This is a genomic window from Streptomyces violaceorubidus, assembly GCF_000717995.1.
Lineage (GTDB): Bacteria > Actinomycetota > Actinomycetes > Streptomycetales > Streptomycetaceae > Streptomyces > Streptomyces violaceorubidus.
This window is the reverse complement of the sequence record NZ_JODM01000034.1, coordinates 18424-31985: the sequence shown is the minus strand read 5'-3', so window position 1 is coordinate 31985 and position 13562 is coordinate 18424. Positions and strand designations below refer to the sequence as shown.

At 73.5% G+C, this 13562-nt stretch carries 13 protein-coding genes, 2 tRNA genes and 1 riboswitch; of the genes, 11 read left to right on the top strand and 4 right to left on the bottom strand.

Going from position 1 to position 13562, the window contains the following annotated elements; translation table 11 throughout:
• Positions 1-81 precede the first annotated feature (81 nt).
• The 4 genes from IE94_RS0129655 (at position 82) to IE94_RS0129635 (ending at position 2916) form a co-directional block, all read left to right on the top strand.
• Positions 82-1617: an amino acid permease gene (locus tag IE94_RS0129655; protein WP_030190319.1), complete on the top strand. Its 1536-nt coding sequence runs from the start codon at positions 82-84 to the stop codon at positions 1615-1617.
• Positions 1618-1733: 116 nt separating this feature from the next.
• Positions 1734-1806 (top strand) — tRNA-Lys (locus IE94_RS0129650).
• A 414-nt stretch (positions 1807-2220) separates the two neighbouring features.
• Positions 2221-2619 carry a hypothetical protein gene (locus IE94_RS0129640; protein ID WP_030190317.1) on the top strand — a complete coding sequence of 133 codons (399 nt, stop codon included), beginning with the start codon at positions 2221-2223 and terminating at the stop codon, positions 2617-2619.
• 6 nt (positions 2620-2625) lie between these two features.
• Positions 2626-2916: a hypothetical protein gene (locus IE94_RS0129635; RefSeq protein WP_030190315.1), complete on the top strand. Its 291-nt coding sequence runs from the start codon at positions 2626-2628 to the stop codon at positions 2914-2916.
• On the opposite strand, the gene IE94_RS0129630 is transcribed toward IE94_RS0129635, so the two are convergent.
• The gene (locus IE94_RS0129630; RefSeq protein WP_030190313.1) at positions 2897-3856 is read right to left on the bottom strand and encodes a MerR family transcriptional regulator; all 960 of its coding nucleotides are present in this window, start codon (positions 3854-3856) and stop codon (positions 2897-2899) included. The genes IE94_RS0129635 and IE94_RS0129630 overlap by 20 nt on opposite strands.
• Positions 3857-3931: 75 nt before the next feature.
• Positions 3932-4720 carry a DeoR/GlpR family DNA-binding transcription regulator gene (locus tag IE94_RS0129625; RefSeq protein ID WP_030190311.1) on the bottom strand — a complete coding sequence of 263 codons (789 nt, stop codon included), beginning with the start codon at positions 4718-4720 and terminating at the stop codon, positions 3932-3934.
• 49 nt (positions 4721-4769) lie between these two features.
• Here IE94_RS0129625 and IE94_RS0129620 point away from each other — a divergent pair, with 49 nt between their 5' ends.
• The 7 genes from IE94_RS0129620 to IE94_RS0129590 all read left to right on the top strand — a co-directional run bounded on the left by IE94_RS0129620 (position 4770) and on the right by IE94_RS0129590 (position 11152).
• Entirely contained in the window at positions 4770-5162 is a 393-nt protein-coding gene (locus tag IE94_RS0129620; protein ID WP_030190309.1) for a hypothetical protein, read from the top strand.
• Positions 5159-5845: an NUDIX domain-containing protein gene (locus IE94_RS0129615; RefSeq protein WP_030190307.1), complete on the top strand. Its 687-nt coding sequence runs from the start codon at positions 5159-5161 to the stop codon at positions 5843-5845. The genes IE94_RS0129620 and IE94_RS0129615 overlap by 4 nt, the downstream gene beginning before the upstream one ends.
• Before the next feature lie 94 nt (positions 5846-5939).
• Positions 5940-7070, top strand: a complete 1131-nt coding sequence (locus IE94_RS0129610) for a dihydrofolate reductase family protein (RefSeq protein WP_030190305.1) — start codon at positions 5940-5942, stop codon at positions 7068-7070.
• A gap of 67 nt (positions 7071-7137) precedes the next feature.
• A tRNA-Met gene (locus IE94_RS0129605) sits at positions 7138-7211 on the top strand.
• Positions 7212-7394: 183 nt separating this feature from the next.
• Positions 7395-8615 carry a PP2C family protein-serine/threonine phosphatase gene (locus IE94_RS0129600; RefSeq protein WP_051777740.1) on the top strand — a complete coding sequence of 407 codons (1221 nt, stop codon included), beginning with the start codon at positions 7395-7397 and terminating at the stop codon, positions 8613-8615.
• 224 nt (positions 8616-8839) lie between these two features.
• Positions 8840-8996, top strand: a riboswitch (cyclic di-AMP (ydaO/yuaA leader).
• A gap of 10 nt (positions 8997-9006) precedes the next feature.
• Positions 9007-10050 (top strand): M23 family metallopeptidase, encoded by a 1044-nt coding sequence (locus IE94_RS0129595; protein ID WP_030190296.1) that lies wholly within the window; start codon positions 9007-9009, stop codon positions 10048-10050.
• Between the two features lie 157 nt (positions 10051-10207).
• Positions 10208-11152 carry an aldo/keto reductase gene (locus IE94_RS0129590; RefSeq protein ID WP_030190294.1) on the top strand — a complete coding sequence of 315 codons (945 nt, stop codon included), beginning with the start codon at positions 10208-10210 and terminating at the stop codon, positions 11150-11152.
• Positions 11153-11189: 37 nt separating this feature from the next.
• Here the strand turns inward: IE94_RS0129590 and IE94_RS0129585 are convergent, their stop codons facing one another.
• Both IE94_RS0129585 and trmB read right to left on the bottom strand, forming a co-directional pair.
• A complete protein-coding gene (locus tag IE94_RS0129585) occupies positions 11190-12641 on the bottom strand; it encodes a PrsW family glutamic-type intramembrane protease (RefSeq protein WP_030190293.1) in 1452 nt (483 codons plus the stop codon).
• Positions 12642-12651: 10 nt separating this feature from the next.
• Positions 12652-13488, bottom strand: a complete 837-nt coding sequence (gene trmB, locus IE94_RS36215; protein WP_030190291.1) for a tRNA (guanosine(46)-N7)-methyltransferase TrmB — start codon at positions 13486-13488, stop codon at positions 12652-12654.
• Positions 13489-13562 lie beyond the last annotated feature (74 nt).

Genomic DNA, 13562 nt, shown 5'->3' with positions numbered 1-13562 from the left:
GCCACGGCGCTTCGCGTTGCGGTCCGACTTCGGCTGCGGAGTGACGCATGTCACGCCCACGGTGAGGGAATTGCTGGGGGCATGACAGATGACGCCAAGGTGAGTGGGCTGTCGGACGAGGAACGGCTGGCCCAGCTCGGCTACACCCAGGTTCTGGCCCGCCGCATGTCGGCGTTCTCCAACTACGCGGTCTCCTTCACGATCATCTCGGTCCTGTCGGGCTGCCTGACCCTCTACCTCTTCGGCATGAACACGGGCGGCCCCGCCGTCATCACGTGGGGCTGGGTCGCCGTCGGCCTGATGACGCTCTTCGTCGGTCTGGCGATGGCCGAGATCTGCTCGGCGTACCCGACCTCGGCGGGCCTGTACTTCTGGGCGCACCGTCTGGCGCCCCCGCGCTCGGCGGCGGCCTGGGCCTGGTTCACGGGCTGGTTCAACGTACTGGGCCAGGTCGCGGTCACCGCCGGCATCGACTTCGGCGCCGCGTCCTTCCTGGGCGCCTACCTGAACCTGCAGTTCGACTTCGAGGTGACGCCGGGCCGCACGATCCTGCTCTTCGCGGCCATCCTGATCCTGCACGGCCTGCTGAACACCTTCGGCGTCGGCATCGTCGGTCTGCTGAACAGCGTGAGCGTGTGGTGGCACGTCCTCGGCGTCGCGGTCATCGTCGGCGCGCTGACCTTCGCGCCGGACCACCACCAGTCGGCGTCCTTCGTCTTCGGCGAGTTCGTGAACAACACGGGCTGGAGCAGCGGGGCGTACGTCGTCCTCATCGGTCTCCTGATGGCCCAGTACACCTTCACCGGCTACGACGCCTCCGCCCACATGACCGAGGAGACGCACGACGCGTCCACGGCCGGCCCGAAGGGCATCGTCCGCTCCATCTGGACCTCCTGGATCGCGGGCTTCGTCCTCCTCCTCGGCTTCACCTTCGCCATCCAGTCCTACGACGGCGCCCTGACGTCCCCGACCGGTGCGCCGCCCGCCCAGATCCTGCTCGACGCCCTCGGCGCGACGGCGGGCAAGCTGCTGCTGCTCGTCGTCATCGGCGCGCAGCTCTTCTGCGGGATGGCGTCGGTGACGGCCAACAGCCGCATGATCTACGCCTTCTCCCGGGACGGCGCGCTGCCCTGGTCGCACCTCTGGCACTCGGTGAACCCGCGCACCCGCACCCCGGTCGCGGCGGTCTGGCTGGCCGCCCTGGCCGCGCTCGTCCTGGGCCTTCCGTACCTCATCAACGTCACGGCCTACGCCGCCGTGACGTCCATCGCGGTCATCGGCCTCTACATCGCCTACGTCATCCCGACCCTGCTGCGCGTCCGCAGGGGTGCCGCCTTCGAACGCGGGCCGTGGCACCTGGGCCGCTGGTCGCAGCCGGTGGGGGTGGTCGCCGTGACGTGGGTCGTCGTCATCACGGTCCTGTTCATGCTGCCCCAGGTCTCCCCGGTCACCTGGGAGACCTTCAACTACGCACCCGTCGCCGTCCTGGTCGTCCTGGGCTTCGCCGCCACCTGGTGGCTGGCCTCCGCCCGGCACTGGTTCCTCAACCCCGACCACGAACGCACCCGCGCCCGTGCCGCCGCCCGGGCGGGCGCCCCCGAGCCGGCGGACCCGTAGCCCGGGGTCCCACGCCCTCCGACGCGGCCGTGACCCCGATACCCGATCGGCGTCCCGGCGGCGTCGGGCTATGCTCGGTGTGGCAACATCACGCAACACCGCGCGACACATCGCCTGGGCCCTTAGCTCAATTGGCAGAGCAGTGGACTTTTAATCCATTGGTTGTGGGTTCGAGTCCCACAGGGCCTACCCGCCGGACCCCAGCTCACCGCAGGAACGAGCTGGGGTCCTGTCCGTTCCGCGGGTCCCCTGCCCCCTGCGCGGCGGCCCGCTCCAGCTCCGTGACGGTGCCCGACAGGATCGTCCGTACGGGCTCGGTGACGCGCTCCACCGGCCCGGCCCGAGACCGGTCACGAAGGGCTCACCGCGGAGGGCGTCGCCGCCCGCGCGGGGGGTGCACCGCACCAGGGTCTACCGGCGCCGGCGCCACGTGGGCGGGCCGGCGGCGGCGGACGCGGTGCTGGCGGCCGCAGCGGGCGCCTTCTCCGTCCCCCGGCCGCAGCGGGCGCCTTCTTCGTCCCCCGGCCGCAGCGGGCGCCTTCTTCGTCCCCCGGCCGAGCGTGCGTGTCCGGGCCGTCCGGCCGGCGGGTAGAGTCCTCCGGCATGCGCACAACTCCGCCCGCCCCGGGCCGGGTTGACCTCCGGCCCCGCCGGATCACCCCGCGCCGCCTCGGTGCCGCCGCCGTGGTCTACGGCGTGTTCGTCGCGGGCTGGTACCTGGGTCAGCCGGTGACCCCCGAGTGCCACGTCGACCGGGCCGCGCTCGGCCGGGCCGCCGCCGAACGGGACGGGACCGAGCCGTCCGTCGCGCCCTCGCGTGCGTACAGCCCCCTCCCGGCGGCGTCGGTGGTGCCGGACCGCGGCGCGCCCGGGGACGTCCCCACCCCGCGGTCCGCGGGGTCCGTCCAGACCCTGACCGTCACCGCCTACGCCGTCGCCTGCGCCAACGACATGAGCGAGCGTTCCCGCCTGCGGGCCTGGTCCGACGGCGACTGGGGATAGCGCCCGATGCCGTCCTGGCTGACCCCGCGCCGCCTCGGCGCCGTCACCGCGCTGTACGCCGTGTTCCTGGCCGGGTGGTGGCTGGGCCGGCCGGTGTGGCCCGACGGCTGTGCCGAGGGCCGGTTCGCCGCCGGGGCCGACCGGGCGCCCACGCCCGTGGAACCGGCCGACCCGGGACGGTACTTCGACCACCTCGGCCTTGACCTCGGCTTCCTGGGGTCCGGGGGTGCCGGCGACGCCCCCTGCGACGAGAAGCGCGCCCGCCTGCTCTCGTGGGTCAACGGAGACTGGGGCTGACCGGGCCGGAGCGGCGCAGGGCCCGCACCAGCCAGGGCTGGAAGGGGAGGTGGCCGGGGATCACCTGCCAGGCGTTGACGGCCCAGACCAGGCGCCAGTACCGCTCGACGAGCGGGTCGTGCCCCACCTCGAACCGCCGTGCCAGCCACTCCCGCAGCTCCGGGCCGTCGGGCCGGTCGAGCACGGCGGCGAAGCGTCCCGCGACGGCGTCGACCACCGGGAGGGCGTCGGCATCCTCCGGCTCGATACCCGCCTCCCTCGCCTCGGCGACCGCCCGTCGGGTGAACCCGAGGAGCTCGGCCGCCCGCTCGCGGTCCACGTCCGGCAGGGCGTCCTCGTCGGCGGGCGGGAACGCCGCCCGGGCCATGCGCGCGCGGAAGCCGTCGTCGGCGACGAGTTCGGCGAGCTCCACCCACGCGGCGAGCCGGGCGTCGGACGGTTCGTCGGGCAGCTCGGGCAGGGCGGCGCGCAGGGCGTCGGCGGCGCTGCGGGCATGGGGCGTGCCGGCGTCCAGTGCGGCGATGAAGTCGGCGATAAGGCGCCGCCGTTCCTCGGAGGCGAGCAGGGCGATCCGGTGCATGAGTACGGTCTCCTCGGGGCCGGCCGCGCGCCGGGCGACGAGCCGCAGCACGCTGTGCCGCAGCCGCAGCGCGCGGATCTGCAGGGCGGTGGCGTCGGCGTGCGCGGCGGCGGCCCGGGCGACGGAGAGGTCACCGTCCAGGACGCGGCGGACCGTGCCGAGATCGACGTCCAGCTCCCGCAGGACGCCGATGAGGTGGAGCCGCCCGAGGGCCGCCTCGCCGTACTGGCGGTAGCCGGCCGGGGTGCGGCCGGTGGGAGGCAGCAGTCCGGTGTCCGAGTAGAACCGGATGGTCCGTACGGACACGCCGGTACGGGCCGACAGTTCACCGATCGAGTACGGGGGCGTCGCGCCGTTCATGGCGCCCACCTTCCGGTCTCCAGCTACTGGAGAGTCAAGCCGTACGGGGGACGTGCCGGTCGGACTCACCGGGCGTCACCCGGTGGGCTCGCCCCCGTCGTCGGGGCCCTCGGCGGCCAGGACGTCCGGGCCGAGCGCCCTGACCCGCTCGACGACCGGGTGGTCGGGGGCCGCGTCGGTGATCAGTCCGGTGACCTTGTCCCAGGGCAGGACGCGGAACCGCGAGGCGGTGCCGAGTTTCTCGGAGGAGGCGAGGACGTAGGTCTCGGCGGCCCGTGCGGACAGGGCCCGCTTCATCGCCGCCTCCTCCGCGTCCCCCGTGGTCAGTCCCGCCTCGGGGTGGACGCCGGTGACACCGATGAGGCACAGGTCGGCGGAGACGTTCTGTGCGGCCTCGACGGCGGCGGCCCCGAGGGTGACCGCCGAGTGCTTGAAGACCCGGCCCCCGAGCAGGAAGAGCTCCGCCCGGGGGTGGCCGAGCAGGGCCGCGGCGATGGTCGGGCTGTGGGTGATCACCGTGCAGTCGAGGTCCTTCGGGAGCGCGTGGGCCACGGCGAGGGCGGTGGTGCCGCCGTCGAGGATCAGCGCCCCGCCCGGCCCGACCAGCCCGGCGGCCACCGAGGCGACCCGCTGCTTGCCGTCCGGGGCCACGCTCTGGCGGGCCGCGTAGTCCACGACCGCCGGTGAGACGGGCAGCGCGCCGCCGTAGACCCGCTGGACCAGTCCCTCCGAGGCGAGGTCGCGCAGATCGCGGCGCACGCTGTCCTCGGAGATGCCCAGCCGGGCGGCGACGTCCTTGGCGACGATCTTGCCCTCACGGGCGAGCAGGTTCAGCAGGTGATCGCGCCGTTCAGCAGCCAGCATGCACACTCTCTCCTGTTCTTGCACGTTTCTGCATGTATCGTAGCGCGTCATGACCGACAAGCCCATGCTGATACTGATCGCCGGCCCCTACCGTTCCGGCACCGAGGGCGACCCCCGGGCCATGGCCGCCAACCTCGCCCGCCTCGAAGAGGCCGCCTGGCCGGTCTTCGCCGCCGGCCACCTGCCCGTGATCGGGGAGTGGATCGCCCTCCCCGTGCTCCGCTCCGCCGGCGCCGGACCCACCGCCCCCCTCGCCGACCAGGTGCTCTACCCGGCCGCCGACCGGCTGCTCGCCCACTGCGACGCCGTACTGCGTCTGCCCGGTGAGTCCGCCGGAGCCGACCAGGACGTCGCCACCGCCCGCCGCAGGGGGCTGCCCGTCTACCGGGACGCGGCCGAGATCCCCCGCCGGGACCCCCGCGCCCCGCAGGAGGCCGCGTGACCGCCCGCCCGGGTGTCGACGTCCCCGACCACCGCGGCCGTACCGGCCTCGACCGGGCCGGACGCGGCCTGGACCGCAACCCCGACGTCGTGGTCCGCGACGTCGAACTGACCTCGCGGGGCTGGCACGTCCTGCGGCGCACCACCTTCGACTACCGTCGCCGTGACGGGCGGTGGGAGACCCAGCGGCGTGAGACCTACGACCGCGGCAACGGTGCCGTCGTCCTGCCCTACGACACCGCCCGCGGCCGTGTCCTGCTCACCCGTCAGTTCCGTTACCCCGCCTACGTCAACGACCATCCCGACGGGATGCTCGTCGAGGCCGCCGCGGGGCTCCTCGACGCCGACGACCCGGTCGAAGCCGTCCGCCGGGAGAGCGCGGAGGAACTCGGGGTGACGCTCGGCCCGCTCACCCACGTCCTGGACGCCTACATGAGCCCCGGCTCCGTCACCGAGCGGCTCCACTTCTTCGCCGCGCCCTACACCCCGGCCGACCGGACCGGGACCGGCGGCGGGGTCGAGGAGGAGGGCGAGGACATCGAGGTGCTCGAACTGCCCTTCACCGAGGCGCTCGCCATGATCCGCGACGGGCGCATCGCCGACGGCAAGACCATCATGCTCCTGCAATGGGCGGCCCTGGACGGTCCCTTCGCCGCCCGTCCGAGCGCGGTGCCGGGCCAGTGATCGCCGGGGAGCGCGTCGGCCCGCACGGGCCATGACCGACAATGGCGGCACTCCACGCCCCGTCCGCCCCCCTCGCACCACCGGAGTGCCACCCATGCCCCTGCCCTACGTCCTCCTCTCCGCCGCCGTCTCCCTGGACGGCTACCTGGACGACACCGGCCCCGAACGGCTGCTGCTCTCCTCGCCCGCCGACTTCGACCGGGTCGACGAGGTACGGGCGTCGGCCGACGCGATCCTGGTCGGGGCCGGGACGATCCGGGCCGACAATCCGCGGCTGCTGGTGAACTCGGCCGAGCGGCGGGCGGCGCGCACCGCGGCCGGAAGGGCGGAGTACCCGCTCAAGGTCACCGTCAGCGGCACCGGCGAGCTGGACCCGGCGGCGCGGTTCTGGCACACGGGCGGGGAGAAGGTGCTGCTCACCACGGACGACGGTGCCCGTCGGGCCCGTGCGCTCGGGATCGGCGCCGAGACCGTGTCCCTGGGGCCGGTGTTCGACTGGCGGGCGGCGCTGGAGTACCTGCACGACCGGCGCGGGGTGCGGCGGCTCATGGTCGAAGGGGGCGGCACCGTGCACACCCGGTTGCTCCAGCAGGAGCTCGCCGACGAACTCCAGCTCGTCCTCGCGCCGCTGATCGTGGGGGACCCGGCCGCGCCCCGGCTGTTCGGGCCCGGGGCCTACCAGGGCGGGCGGCTGCGGCTGGTGGAGTCGCGGCGGATCGAGGACGTGGTGCTCCACCGCTACCTGCCCACCGCCCCCGGCACCGGTGACCGGGTCACCGCGGCCGACCGGCACTGGCTGGAGCTCGCCTGCGAGCTGGCCGAGCTGTGTCCGCCGTCGGAGACCGCGTTCAGCGTGGGGGCGGTCGTGGTCGCCGCCGACGGGAGCGAGCTGGCGCGGGGCCACTCGCGGGAGGGCGGGGATCCGGTCGTGCACGCCGAGGAGGCCGCGCTCGCCAAGGTCGACCCCGCCGACCGGCGGCTCACGGGCGCCACCGTGTACAGCAGCCTGGAGCCCTGTGCCCGCCGCGCCTCCCGGCCCGCCCCCTGCGCCCGGCTGATCCTCGACGCCGGGGTGCGCCGGGTCGTCACGGCCTGGCGGGAGCCGGACACCTTCGTGGCGGGGGCGGACGGGAGCGGCGTGCTCGCCGCCGAGGGGGCCGCCGTCGTCGTACTGGACGAGTACGCGGAGCGCGCGAAGGCGCCGAACCGCCATCTGGAGGGGTAGGGAGACGGGCGGGAGATACCGATGTGCATTCCGGCCCCCGGATGACGTACAGTGGTGAACACAACGACGCGGGGTGGAGCAGCTCGGTAGCTCGCTGGGCTCATAACCCAGAGGTCGCAGGTTCAAATCCTGTCCCCGCTACTGAAGGCCGAGGGCCGGAATCCGAAAGGGTTCCGGCCCTCGGTGCGTTCCGGCCCCCGGTCGTGTCATCCGGTCGGCCCCTCACCGCTCGCCACCCGCCCCCGCTCCCGGAAACCTGGGGTCCGGGACGGTGAGCGGCACGGACTGCGGGGCGGCGGGAGACGAGTGGTGCGGCCAGGTGACGTGGACGACGAGGGAGCGTACGCCAGAGCGGGCGGCCGACTCCCCGGCGATCCCGTGCCCGACCCGGGCCTCGGCGACGAGCCGGGACCACTGGCACCCCAGGGGCGACCGCCCCGGCGGCGGACCAGCTTCCGGCGCGCCTTCGTGCACGCGCTCCCCGTGCTGCTGATCGTCGTCGCCATCCTGTACGACATCTTCACCCCGAGGTACTTCACCGCCGGCCCCCTCTACACGGCCGCACCCCTGGTCGCCGCCCCGCTCTACTCGCGGCGCGGCACGGCGCTCACCGGCGTCGCCGTGGTCGCCGCGGTCGTCGGCCTGCAACTCGGCAAGGGCGTCATCCACTACGTCGACTCCCTCACCGAGCTGATCACCATCGCCACGGTCGCCGTGCTCGCCGTCCTCGTGAACGGACTCGTCCGGCGCAGCGACGAGCGTCTCGTCTCCGTCCGCGAGATCGCCGAGGCCGCCCAGCGCGCCGTACTGCCCGCGCCCGCCGAGCGGATCGCGGGCTTCGAGATCGCCGTCTGCTACCAGGCCGCGCAGGCGGACGCCTTCATCGGCGGGGACCTGTACGCGGTGCAGGACAGCGCCCGCGGCGTCCGGCTCATCGTCGGGGACGTGCGCGGCAAGGGCATGGGCGCGGTGGCCGCCGTCGCCGTCGTGATCGGCGCCTTCCGGGAGGCCGCCGAACAGGAGGCGACGCTGGAGGCGGTGGCGCAGCGTCTGGAGCGGGCGCTGGCGCGCGAGGGCACCCGGCGCGACGGACTGGACGCCTTCGAGGGCTTCACCACCGCCGTACTCGCCGAACTCCCGCACGGCGGCGGGACGGTCCGCATCGTCAACCGCGGCCACCCGCCGCCCCTGCTGCTCTACGCCGACGGCACCCTCGGTCCGCTGCCCGCCCACGAGTCGGCGCTGCCGCTCGGCATGGGCGAGCTGGGCGTGTGGCCCGACCGGGCGGAGGAGACCGCCTTCCCGCCGGGAGCCACGCTGCTGCTCTACACCGACGGACTGACCGAAGCCAGGGACGCGAAGGGCGAGTTCTACGATCCGCAGGCGCGGCTGACCGGCCGCGTCTTCCCGCATCCGGCGAGTCTGCTCGACACCCTCGCCGAGGAGGTGCGCCGGCACTCCGGGGGCGGCATGGCGGACGACATGGCGCTGCTCGCCGTACGGCGTCCCCGGCGGGGTGAACATGATCATTGTCACGAGCCGTGACAGAGCGAACCCCCTCCGCATAACAACTGACGCACCATCAGAAGAACGTGGCGTGAAAGGGAATACCGGAGCGGGGTCAACTCGCCCGATTTTCACCGGTCGTGAGGGGTACGTCCGGGCCGTTTCCGTTAACGATCAAGAGGAACGGCTTGGAATCAGAGCCCCGCGTCTATTAACGTTCGATAACGCAGCGCGGTCGTCCCAGCCGTCACAGAAGGCGGCTCCGTGCGCACGCGCCGAATCCCGCAAGGGAACCGGGGAACCACCACATTGGGGTGAATCGGGCGTATGCCGCCGTGTCCGCACGTCGGCGCACACCCGTAGGAGACCTTCCTGCTCCGAACCCGTCAGCTAACCCGGTAGGCGAAAGGAAGGAAAGGAGTACGCCCACGTGGCGTCCAACCGGCCTGCCCCCGAGGCCCCGTTCGTGCCCACCGGGCACGGCACCGACACCTTCGGCTACGACGTCCCCCGCGCCGAAGAGGGTCCCTGGGAGGAGTGGAACCCCACCGCGGAGTCCATCCGCCCCGTGCGCGGCCGGCACCGCGTCGCCAAGCAGCGCGGCGGGCTCGCCCGCAGCTCCACCGTCCTCGGCGTCGGGGTCATAGCCGCCGTCGGCGCGGGCGGTATGGCCAGCGCGCAGACCGGCAAGCCGCCGGTGTCCATCTCCATGCCGGACCTGCCGAACGTCGGCTCACTCCTCCCCGGCGACGACGAGGAGCCGGAGCCCGAGGGCTCCGCCACCCCGCTCAGCGGCATCACCCAGGCCGTCGCCGCCGACGGCGCGGAGGGCACCGGCACCGCCGGCGCCGGTGAGTCGCTGCGGGCCCGGATCATGGCGCAGGCCGAGCAGCAGCAGGCGCAGGTCGAGACCAAGGCCGCCGCCGAAGCCCAGGCCGCCGCCGAGAAGAAGGCCGCGGAAGCCGCCGCCGAGGCGGAGAAGGAAGCCCAGGAGAAGGCCGCCGCCGCCAAGAAGAAGGCGGAGGAGGAGGCCGCGAAGAAGGCCGAGGCCGAGCGGCTCGCGAAGCTGGCCAAGCAGTACACGCTGCCGACCTCCTCGTACACGATCTCCTCCACGTTCAACCAGGCCGGCTCCCTGTGGGCCTCCGGCCACCACACCGGCCTCGACTTCGCCGCCCCCACGGGCACGCTGCTCAAGGCGGTGCACAGCGGCACGATCACGTCGGCCGGCTGGGACGGTTCGTACGGCTACAAGACCGTGCTCACCCTCGACGACGGCACCGAGCTCTGGTACGCGCACCAGTCCTCCATCAACGTCAGCGTCGGCCAGAAGGTCACCACCGGTGACGTCATCGGCCGCGTCGGCGCCACCGGCAACGTCACCGGGGCCCACCTCCACCTCGAGGTCCACACCTCCGACGGCTCGGGCATCGACCCGATGGCCTGGCTGCAGAGCAAGGGCCTGACCCCCTGATCCACCCCCCCGCCCGCTGATCCACCCCGCCCCTTGATGTGCCCCGCCGAACCCCGGCGGTCCTGACGGCAACCCCCCGACGTCAGGGCTGCCGGTTTGCGGGGTTTTTGCGTGGGCGCCGGAATGGCTCGGTCCGGCGCGGTCGTTGACGCCCTACATGACTTCTCTGCGCAAACTCGGCTCCTCCGACCTCGAGGTCTTCCCCCTCGCCCTGGGCGGCAACGTCTTCGGCTGGACCGCCGACCGGGACCGCTCCTTCGCCGTCCTGGACGCCTACACGGCGGCCGGAGGCAACTTCGTCGACACCGCCGACGTCTACTCCGCCTGGGTCGACGGCAACAGCGGCGGCGAGTCCGAGACCGTCCTCGGCCAGTGGTTCGCGGCCCGCGGCAACCGTGACGACGTCGTCCTCGCCACCAAGGTCAGCCAGCACCCCCAGTACCCCGGTCTGTCCGCGGCGAACATCAAGGCCGCCGCGGACGCCTCCCTGCGCCGCCTCGGCACGGATCACATCGACCTCTACTACACCCACTTCGACCAGCCCGAAGTGCCGGTCGAGGAGATCATCGGGGCGCTCGACGAACTGGTGAAGGCCGGCAAGGTGCGGCACATCGCCGCCTCCAACATCTCCGCCGAACGGCTCGCCGCGTCCCTGGAGTTCTCCGACCGCGAGGGCCTCGCCCGCTACGTCGCCCTCCAGCCGCACTACAACCTGGTCTCCCGGGACACCTACGAGGGCGAGCTGCTCGACCTCGCCGAGCGGTCCGGTCTCGCCGCGGTGCCGTACTACGCCCTCGCGGCCGGTTTCCTCACCGGCAAGTACCGGCCGGGCACGTCCGTGGACAGTCCGCGGGCGGGCGGTGCGGCCAAGCACCTGGAGACCGAGCGCGGCCGACGGGTGCTCGCCGCCCTGGACGAGATCGCCGAGGCCCACGACGCCCCCGTCGCCACGGTCGCCCTCGCCTGGCTGGCCGCCCGGCCGACGGTGGCGGCGCCGATCGCGTCCGCCCGCACGGTGGAGCAGCTGCCTGCCCTGCTGGGCGTGGCCGAACTGAGCCTGGCGGAGGACGAGGTCGAGCGGCTGACGCGGGCGTCCGACTGACCCGGCGCCCGCCCCAGGACGGGCGGCCGGCGCGGACCTACGGCCGGTGGGGGCCGGGCGGCGCGTAAGGGCCCTGTGGCGCGTGGCTGTGTGGCGCGTGCGGGTTCTGTGGCGCGTGGCCGTGTGGTCCGTGCGGTCCGTATGGCGCGTGCGGTCCGTACGGCGCGTAGGGGGCGTACGGGGTGTGCAGGGGGTGCGGGGCGTAGGGAACGGGTGCGGTCAGGGGGCCGTACGCGCCCTGCGCCCCGCCGTAGGGGTACGCCCACGGCGGTACGGGCCGCGGCGGGGGCGGCGGTGCCGTGGCCCGGGCCGCGTGCTCCAGGGCCGGGCGGGCCACGTCGCGCAGGTGCCACAGGGCCTCCAGCAGCGCACGCTCCCGCACGGTGAAGTCGGCGCCCACCCTGCCCCGGCGCGCGCGCCGACGCAGGAACGCCACCGAGGTCGCGCAGGCCTCGTACCGCGCCACCGCCCGCGCCCCCTCCTTCCCCGCGTGCCGGCGGGCGTACTGCCGGGCGATGCGGCGGGCCCGCATCGAGCCGAGCGCGTACGGCTCCGCGGGGGTGAGCCATCCGGCGGCGACGTAGGCGGGCAGTTCGGCCCGTACGGTGCCCAGTTCGCGCTGCCTGGTCCAGATCACCAGCCAGGTCAGCAGGCCGAAGGACGGCACCATGAACGCCGCGTACACGGCGAAGAAGCCGTACTGGCCGAAGGCGGCCGAGCCGTTCCACAGGGCGTGCATTCCCATCGCCAGCAGCAGCCCGGCCGGTGGGAGCAGCGCCCGGCGCAGCCGGTGCCGGCCCGCCGAGAGCGCGGCGACGCCGAAGCCGATGCCGGTGAGCACGGTGAACAGCGGGTGCGCGAACGGCGACATCACGACGCGCACGACGAAGGTCGCCGCGGTGACCGAGGCGATGCCGCGGTCGCCGGTGAGCTGGTCGGTGCCGAAAGCGTTGCCCAGGTAGAGGATGTTCTCGGTGAAGGCGAAGCCGGTGGCGGTGACCCCGGCGACGACCACGCCGTCGACGATGCCGGTGAAGTCCCGTCTGCGGAAGAGGAAGACCAGGAGGACGGCGGCCGCCTTGGCCGACTCCTCGACGACCGGCGCTATGACCGTGGCGCCCAGGGTGTCCGCGCCGGCCGGATCGGCGGTCGCGGTCGCTATCCAGCGGGTCGCGAAGCTGTTGGCGACGATCGCTATCAGCGCCGCCGCGCAGGCCCCCCAGGCGAAGCAGAAGAGCAGGTTCCGCCAGGGGCCGGGATCCACCCGGTCCAGCCAGCGGAACGCGGCTATGAGCAGCGGCACCGGCAGCACCGCCAGGCCCAGTCCCACCAGGAAGCCCCGCGTACCGGTCTGTTCGCGCACCAGGGCCAGGATCACCAGGCCGGAGAGCGCGAGCAGGGTGATCAGCGCGCCGTAACGGACCCAGGGGCGCTGCCACCAGTGCGTATGCCGGTGCGCACGGCTCGGGTACGGGGGACAGGTGGCCACGGCATGGACCCTAACCGGTGGGGGACAGCTCCTTGTGCTGTACGCGACGGAAGAGCAGGTCGTTCACGACATGTCCCTTGTCCAGTCCCTGGCCCTCGAAACGGGTCAGCGGCCGGTGGTCGGGGCGCGGCGCGAATCCGCCGCCGGGCACGGTGTTCTCGAAGTCGGGGTGCGCGGTGAGCACGTCGAGCATCTGCTCGGCGTACGGCTCCCAGTCGGTGGCGCAGTGCACGACGGCCCCCGGGGCGAGCCGGGTCGCGGCCAGGGACAGGAACTCCGGCTGGATCAGCCGCCGTTTGTGGTGCCGCTTCTTGGGCCACGGGTCGGGGAAGTAGACGCGCAGCCCGGCGAGGGAGCCGGGGGCGAGCATCTCGCGCAGCAGGATGATCGCGTCGCCGTTGGCCACCCGGATGTTGGACAGCCCCGCCCGCTCCGCGAGAGCGAGCAGGTTTCCCTGACCGGGGGTGTGGACGTCCACGGCGAGGATGTTGGTGTCCGGGTCGGCGGCGGCCATCTGCGCGGTGGCCTCGCCCATGCCGAAGCCGATCTCCAGGACCACGGGGCGGGCGTCGCCGAAGAGTTCGGCGAGGTCGATGACCCGCTGTCCGTCGATGTCCAGTCCCCACCCGGGCCACAGCCGCTGCAAGGCGTCCGCCTGCCCGGCGGTCACCCGGCTCCGCCGTGGCTGGAAGCTCCGGATCCGCCGCTCGAAGTGCGACCCTGCGGGATCGGCCTTCGGCCCGTCGGGGAAACGGGGCTCGCCCTTCGCGCGGCCGTGGCGCGGGGAGGTCCCGGCCGCGGGCGGGGGAGCGGCTTCGGCTTCGGGGGTGTGGTGGAAGTCAGACACAATGCGTCGATTTTAGTCCGCGCACGCGGTTGCGATGGCCTGTCGAGGTTGTTACAGCCTGTCATCAGGGTGGT